The 7,761-nt window shown below is 43.3% G+C and carries 4 protein-coding genes; all 4 read right to left on the bottom strand.

Annotation, left to right across the window (positions count from 1 at the left end; genetic code table 11):
- Window positions 1-370 precede the first annotated feature (370 nt).
- The 4 genes from ACUVXA_RS13225 to uvrB all read right to left on the bottom strand — a co-directional run bounded on the left by ACUVXA_RS13225 (window position 371) and on the right by uvrB (window position 7,705).
- Complete coding sequence (locus ACUVXA_RS13225) at window positions 371-880, bottom strand: hypothetical protein (RefSeq protein ID WP_445871745.1); 510 nt, start codon at window positions 878-880, stop codon at window positions 371-373.
- 241 nt (window positions 881-1,121) lie between these two features.
- Complete coding sequence (gene uvrC / locus ACUVXA_RS13220; protein WP_445871744.1) at window positions 1,122-2,921, bottom strand: excinuclease ABC subunit UvrC; 1,800 nt, start codon at window positions 2,919-2,921, stop codon at window positions 1,122-1,124.
- Window positions 2,905-5,745, bottom strand: a complete 2,841-nt coding sequence (gene uvrA / locus ACUVXA_RS13215) for an excinuclease ABC subunit UvrA (RefSeq protein ID WP_445871743.1) — start codon at window positions 5,743-5,745, stop codon at window positions 2,905-2,907. The genes uvrC and uvrA overlap by 17 nt, the downstream gene beginning before the upstream one ends.
- Window positions 5,738-7,705 (bottom strand): excinuclease ABC subunit UvrB, encoded by a 1,968-nt coding sequence (gene uvrB / locus ACUVXA_RS13210; protein ID WP_445871742.1) that lies wholly within the window; start codon window positions 7,703-7,705, stop codon window positions 5,738-5,740. The genes uvrA and uvrB overlap by 8 nt, the downstream gene beginning before the upstream one ends.
- Between the last annotated feature and the right edge of the window lie 56 nt (window positions 7,706-7,761).

Below are 7,761 nucleotides of genomic sequence, written 5' to 3'. Positions count from 1 at the left end.
AGGAACCGAACACCATCTGGAAGTGTCCTAGATGGGTAAGTTTCGGACAACGGAAAGAACACGAAGTGTAACTAGATAGTTTCGGGAGTGCCTATCTAAATATGCTCAAAATATTTGATTTATAAAATAAGGTATTGCTATGGTTATGCAGATTAACTCGATCCTCACCTATTTTTTATGGCTCTAAATCGGAAAAGAAGCCTCATGAATTCTTCTTTTAGAAACAAGACCGAATTATTATCCAAAACCGTTCATAATAGAGAAAAAATTAATGTTTATATGACAAATATCTTTGTTGCCGCGGTTCTTATGAAGTGCAAGAAGCCCTTACGCCTCTCTATAACAAGTTTTTTATGTCTATGTTTAACCACTAAACCTTTGAGAGTTTCACTTTCCAATCGTGGATTGAGTACATTAGTTCTCCGCCATCCTGATCTGAGAGTTTTTCGTAGGGATAGTTTTTGAGTTTTCTACTCCACTGATCAATCTGGTACAATATGGGTGAAAACGTTGGAGAAAGGCCCATCACCCAGTCCTTAATACCGTCTAGTTCTGAAGCCATAGATTTGATGTGGGTTCCTTCAGAGATCAGTGATTCCAAGGTTTTGAACTTACTGTTTATTGGGCGTGCAACTACCCTGGAAACCTCGGCTACCCTTTCTTCCTTCTTCTCAAAGGTGATAGGTACTGGTTCGTAACTTTCTTTTCGAGTCTCAACTATTTCCTCAGGGATTATTGCTTTTTCTTTATACTCCGCTAGCGTGAGCGCTTTGGAGAGTACTGAGGTAACGTCATCTATTTTATCCGAAATATCTCCAAGAGCGGAAACTGCTTTTCTAAGGATTTTTTTCAATTCATCTCTCTTCTCAGAATCTGGCAAATTCAAGTCACCTTTAGAGCATTATCCTCTACTTAAAGAATATGAAACTCTACAGTTATTAAGTTTTTTTAACCAAAAATCACAAGAAATCCAATAAATTGCGATAAGAATGCAATACCGGAACTGGTCAAGCTAATAGACGCCCGAAACCTAGACAAATGCAATAACGCTGCTTCTGCGCTAACAAGTTTTGCTGAGAAAAGATTTGCCGGCAAGTATGCCCTAAAAACCTTTTCGAAATTTAGAATTCTTTTAAACGGTTATATATCTTTTCTGCCAAATCCCCACTTATACCCGGCACAGCCTTTATCTCCTCGACTGTGGCTTTTTTCAGGTTTTCTAAGGAACCAAAATGCTTTAAGAGCTCATTTCTCCTTTTTCTACCCACCCCTGGGATATCTTCAATTACTGACTGTTTGAGTTTTTTCTCCCTGAGCTTCTTATGATAACCGAGAGCGAACCTATGAGCCTCATCCCTCACCCTCTTAAGAAGAAAGAGTGTTTTAGAATCCGAGGGCAAATTAATCGGCTCAACCCTTCCCGGCAGGTATATGTCTTCAAATTTTTTCGCCAATCCCATAATGGGAATACTAAAACCCAAATCTTGGAGACTCTTCACCGCAGCACTAAGCTGACCCTTCCCACCATCCACAAGAATGAGATTTGGAGGCTTCCCACCCTCCTCTAATAATCTCCTATATCTTCGATGAACGATTTCCCCCATCATGCCAGGATCATCAGGACCCATAACGGTTTTAATCTTAAATCTGCGATAATCCTCCTTTTTCGGTCTCCCCTCCTCAAAAACAATGAGGGACCCCACCGCGTCTTCCCCCATAATATTAGAAACATCAAAAGCCTCAATTCTCCTCGGCGATTCAGCCAGATTCAACACATGCTGTAAATCTCTTACCGCCTCAAGAGTTAATTCCCGCTCCAGTTCACTCTTCATTCTGCGCTCATTCAGGATCAAGGTGGCCATCCTCTTCGCATACTTGACCCGATTCTCTTCATCCTCAGTAATCGGAGTGCGAATCTCAACACGCTCCCCCTTCTTTTTCTCCAACCACTTTTCAACCAGTTCCCTATCCTCAAAATCTCTCTCCACAATAATCTTTTCTGGAAGAACCTCCGCATCGACGTAAAACTGTTTAACAAAACCCGAAATCAACTCCTCATCCGCCGCATCCCCTCTTTCCTCCCTCACAAAATCCTTACGCTCCACCATTCTTCCCATACTAAGAAAGAGAAGAACCATACAAACCCTTCTCCCCAGTTTTTCCAGCCCAATAACATCCGTGTCCCTAAACTTTGTGGATAAAACTTTCTGCCGCCCAATAGACCGCTCCACACCCAAAATCCGATCCCTAATCTTCGCGGCATCCTCAAATCTCAATTCTTGGGAAGCCTTCTCCATCTCCAAGTAAAGCTGCTCCACCAACTCCTCCCTATCACCAGCCAAAAAAAGCAGAAGCTGCTCAATATTCCTCATGTACTCCTCCCTACTAATCCTACCAGTACAGGGAGCAGAACAGTTATGAATATGATACTCCAGACACGGCCTCTTCAAACTATTCAGTTTCACCGGAGCCTCGGAACCGCAAACACCAAACAAGCGGCGAATATACTTCAAATTCTCCTTAACCCTCTTAAAACGCGTATAAGGCCCAAAATACTTCCCCCCATCCTCCACCAGTTCACGAGTAGTAAAAACCCTAGGAATCTCCTCATTCAAGGTCACCTTAATGTACGGAAAGGATTTGCTATCCTTCCAAGCCACATTATACTTCGGCTGATACTTCTTAATCAAATCACACTCCAGAATCATAGCCTCCGACTCATCACCAGTAACCACATACTCCAAACTCGCAACATTATTCACTAAAGCATCCTTAGCATCAGACCTCCTCGACGGAGCAAAATACGATTTCACCCTATTCTTTAGGTTGCGAGCCTTTCCCACATAAATAATCTTTCCCTTACCATCCCTCATAATATAAACACCGGGCTCCGAGGGAGCCTCATCAACCTGCTGCTCCACGAGCCTCCACCCCCAAAACTCTTTTCAGAGCTTGACCAGTGTAAGAATTGCGGATACTCGCAACTTCCTCTGGTGTTCCCTCACAAACAATCTCGCCGCCCTCATCACCACCTTCAGGACCCAGATCAATAATATGGTCTGCTACCTTAATAACATCCAGATTGTGTTCAATCACAATAACCGTATTACCTGAATCCACAAGCTTACCCAAAACATTTAGAAGTTGCTGAATATCTGCGGTTGCCAAACCCGTAGTCGGTTCATCTAGTATGTAGAGAGTTCTTCCAGTGCTTTGTTTGCTTAGTTCTTTGGAGAGTTTTACTCTCTGAGCTTCGCCGCCCGAGAGTGTGGGTGCGGGTTGTCCTAGTTGAATGTAGCCGAGTCCCACGTCTTTTAGGGTTTGTAGTTTTTTCTTTATTTTTGGAATGTTTTCGAAAAATTCCAATGCTTCGTCTACGGTCATTTCTAGTATTTCATGTATGTTCTTCCCCTTGTACCTTATTTCCAGGGTTTCTCGGTTGAATCTCTTTCCCTTACAGTTCTCGCATCTGATGTATACATCGGGTAGAAACTGCATTTCGATTTTTATGGTTCCGTTTCCTTCACAGGCTTCACATCTTCCGCCTCTCACGTTGAAGCTGAATCTTCCTGGGCGGTATCCTCTCATTCTCGCCTCTGGAACCATGGAGAAGACTTCTCTTATGGGTGTGAACAAATTGGTGTAGGTTGCGGGATTAGAGCGGGGGGTGCGTCCGATAGGACTCTGATCAATCATAATTACCTTATCTATATTTTCTAACCCCTCTATTTTATCATGTTTTCCGGGTTTCTCTAAGGAGCGGTAAAATTTCTGTGCTAGGGCTTTATACAGTGTTTCGTAGACTAGGCTGCTCTTTCCTGAGCCTGAGACTCCTGTTATGCAGATAAATAATCCCAGCGGGAATTTTACATCAATGTTTTTCAGATTATTCTGTTGAGCCCCCCTAAGAATTAGATATGCACCATTACCATTACGTCTCTGGATGGGAATCGGTATACGGAGTTTGCCAGAAAGATATTGACCGGTTATAGAATTTTCATTAGCCATTATTTTCTCTGGTGTTCCAACCGCCACAACCCATCCACCATTTCTACCTGCGCCTGGTCCTAGGTCTACGATGTAATCCGCAGCTCTTATGGTGTCCTCGTCATGTTCTACGACGATGATGGTGTTGCCCAAATCCCTTAGTTCCTTTAGGGTTTCGATTAGTCTTTTCTTGTCCCTGTAGTGTAGCGCTATTGAGGGCTCGTCTAGTATATATATTACTCCGACGAGGCTGCTTCCGATCTGGGTAGCGAGTCGAATTCTTTGGGCTTCTCCTCCGCTAAGTGTTCCCGCCGCTCTGTCCATTGTTATGTAATTTAGTCCCACATTCATTAAAAATTTTAGTCGAGATTTTATTTCTTTTAGGACTTTTTCCGCTATCTGCATTTCTCTGTCGGTGAGTTGAAGCTGATTAAAAAATTTCAAAGCCTGTTCGATGGACATTTTGGTGACTTGGGCAATGTTTAGTCCTCCCACGGTAACCGCAAGACTTTCCGGTTTCAACCTATTTCCCTTACAGTGGGGACAGGGATTCATATCCATGAATTTCTCAATTTCTTCCCTAATATATTCAGATTTGGTTTCCCGATATCTTCGCTCTAGATTGTTTACAACGCCTTCAAAGCTCCCTTCATATTCTAGGTATAATCCTCTATCTCTGTTTTCATAGAGGTATTTGACACGGTCATTAGTTCCATACAGGATTACATTAAGTTGTTTCTGTGTTAGTTCCTTTATCGGGGTGTATACGCTGAAGCCGTAATGTTTTGCCAATGCTTCTAATCTTCGGAAGTACCAACTGCCTATGGGATCATTCCACGCCGCTATTGCTCCCTCCGCCAGCGATAATTCCTTATTTGGGATTACGAGGTCGGGGTCTATCCTTCTAGTGGTTCCCAGACCTCCACAGTAGCTACATGCTCCATGGGGATTGTTGAACGAGAACATTTGGGGAGTTAATTCCTCTAATCCTAATCCGCACTCCTCACAGGCTAATCTTTTGCTGTAGATATTCTGCTTATCATCATCTATCAAAACTTTTACCACATCTCCGAATTTGAGGCAGGTTTCCACGGAATCGTTGAGTGTTTTTTGAATATCTGGACCTATAACTAATCTGTCTACTATCAAGTCAATGTCGTGTTTTTTGTTTTTGTCCAGGATTATTTCCTCTTCTAGGTCCCTCATTTCTCCGTCTATTCTTATTCTAGCGAATCCGTCGTTTTTGAGGTTTTCCAACACTTTGCGATATTCGCCTTTTCGTCCCTTCACTATGGGGGCCAATATTTGTATTCTGGTTCCTTGCGGGAGACTCATTATTCGATCCACTATTTGCTCAGTGGTGAGCTGTGTGATTTCTTTTCCGCACTGCCAGCAATGAGGTACCCCAATCCTTGCGTAGAGTAGCCTTAAATAATCATAGATTTCAGTTATGGTTCCCACCGTGGATCTGGGGTTTCTGCTTGGTGATTTTTGCTCTATGGATATTGCTGGAGACAATCCCTCTATGTATTCTACGCTGGGTTTCTCCATCATCTCTAAGAATTGGCGGGCGTAGGAGGATAGGGACTCAATGTATCTCCTCTGTCCCTCGGCGTATATGGTGTCGAATGCCAGAGAAGATTTCCCAGATCCACTCAGCCCGGTGATGACCACAAGCTTATCGCGTGGAATCTCCACATCAATATTTTTCAGGTTGTGCTCCGATGCTCCCTTAACAAATATTTTGTCTTTAGCCATATTTTCCTTTTCCTTCCATCTCTAACCTGAGTAGCGATAACTTATCTCGAATTGATGCGGCTCTCTCAAATTCCAGATTAGACGCCGCAGTCCTCATCTCCCTCTCCAGATCCTTAATGATGTAAGGTAAATCATCTCGACTTATATTCTCAACTTCTATTTCTTCGTGTCTTCTCCCGGTCATATCTCTAATAGCTTTTACAATTGTTTGAGGAGTTATTCCATGTTCCTCATTGTACTTCATTTGTTTCGCCCGCCTCCGATTGGTCTCATCTATTGCTCTTCTCATAGCTTCGGTTACCGTGTCCGCATACATTATCACTGTGCCGTTAACATTTCTTGCAGCCCTACCGATAGTTTGAATCAGGGACTGTTCCGATCTGAGGAAGCCTTCCTTATCTGCATCTAGAATAGCGACCAGGGATACCTCAGGCAGATCAAGTCCCTCTCTCAGAAGATTTATTCCTATGAGCACGTCGAATTCACCGAGACGCAAATCTCTCACAATATCCACCCTGTCCAGAGTGTCTATCTCGGAGTGTAGATATCTTACCCTGACACCTAAATTATCATAATAATCGGTAAGATTTTCAGCCATTCTCTTGGTGAGGGTGGTAACCAGTACTCTTTCCTTCCTCTCCGCTCGCTTCCTTATCTCTCCCAGAAGATCATCTATCTGGCCCTCAACTGGGCGAACCTCCACGCTGGGATCCATAAGACCGGTGGGCCGGATGATTTGCTCCACCAGCTGCTCGTTCATCTCTAATTCGTAAGGCCCAGGGGTGGCTGAAACATAGATTACCTGGTTAACCATGCTTTCAAACTCTTCGAATTTAAGGGGTCTATTATCTATGGCTGATGGAAGTCTAAACCCATACTCTACTAGTGTTTCCTTTCGCGAACGGTCTCCCTCATACATTCCTCTCAGTTGAGGAATGGTTACATGTGATTCGTCAATAAAAAGAAGATAGTCGTTCGGGAAATAGTCAATAAGGGTGTAGGGACGCTCACCGGGTTTTCTGCCGTCAAGATGTCTGGAATAATTTTCTATGCCTGGGCAATAACCCACCTCTTGCAGCATCTCCAAGTCGAATTTGGTTCTTTGCTCTAGCCTCTGCGCTTCCAAGAGCTTATTCTTAGCTCTTAATTCTTTGAGCCTTTCCTGTAACTCTTCCTCAATGGTTTCAATAGCTCTTGATAAGTCTGCAGCAGGTATAACGTAATGTTTAGCGGGCAGAATATAGACCCTATCTTTCTCCATTATGGTTTTACGGGTTAAGGGATCTAACTCCCGGATTCTCTCAATGTAGTCACCGAATAGTTCCACCCTAATCAGAATATCCTCATAAGAAGGATAAATCTCTATTACGTCTCCCCGAACTCGGAATCTGCTTCTCTCCAGATTTAAATCGTTACGTTCATATTGTATGTCCACGAGTGACCTGAGAATCTCTTCCCTACTTTTTGATTCTCCTCTTTCTAGGAAAAACCCCATACCTCTATAGTATTCGGGGGAGCCTAGACCATAAATACAGGAAACACTAGCCACCACTATGACATCTCTTCGCTCAATAAGAGATCTGGTGGCTGCGTTACGCATCTTATCAATCTCTTCGTTAATCGAGATCTCCTTGGCTACATACAGGTCTATTTGTGGCACATAGGCCTCGGGCTGATAATAATCATAGTAACTAACAAAGTATTGGACGGCATTTTCTGGAAAGAACTCCTTAAACTCGCTGTACAGTTGAGCCGCCAAGGTCTTATTATGTGAGATGACCAGTGTAGGTTTCTGAACTTCTTCGATTACGTTGGCCATGGTGAAGGTTTTTCCAGAGCCGGTAACCCCTAGTAGTGTTTGGTGATGCAGATTATTCTGCAAACCTTCTACCAGCTGGGTGATGGCTTCTGGCTGGTCGCCTTGCGGTGTGTACTCTGATACTAGCTTGAATTTGGGCATATTTTTAGACTCCTTCCATAGCCAAATCAAACAGTAAGAGCTGAGATAAATAAATA

The sequence above is a fragment of the Candidatus Jordarchaeum sp. genome (assembly GCF_052745115.1).
The sequence above is the reverse complement of the archived record's forward strand: the minus strand, read 5'-3'. Positions and strand labels throughout refer to the sequence as shown.

Bases quoted from the DNA above. Each gene is read 5' to 3' on its own strand.
- uvrA (WP_445871743.1), bottom strand. From the start codon at position 5,745: ATGGCTAAAGACAAAATATTTGTTAAGGGAGCATCGGAGCACAACCTG.
- uvrB (WP_445871742.1), bottom strand. From the start codon at position 7,705: ATGCCCAAATTCAAGCTAGTATCAGAGTACACACCGCAAGGCGACCAG.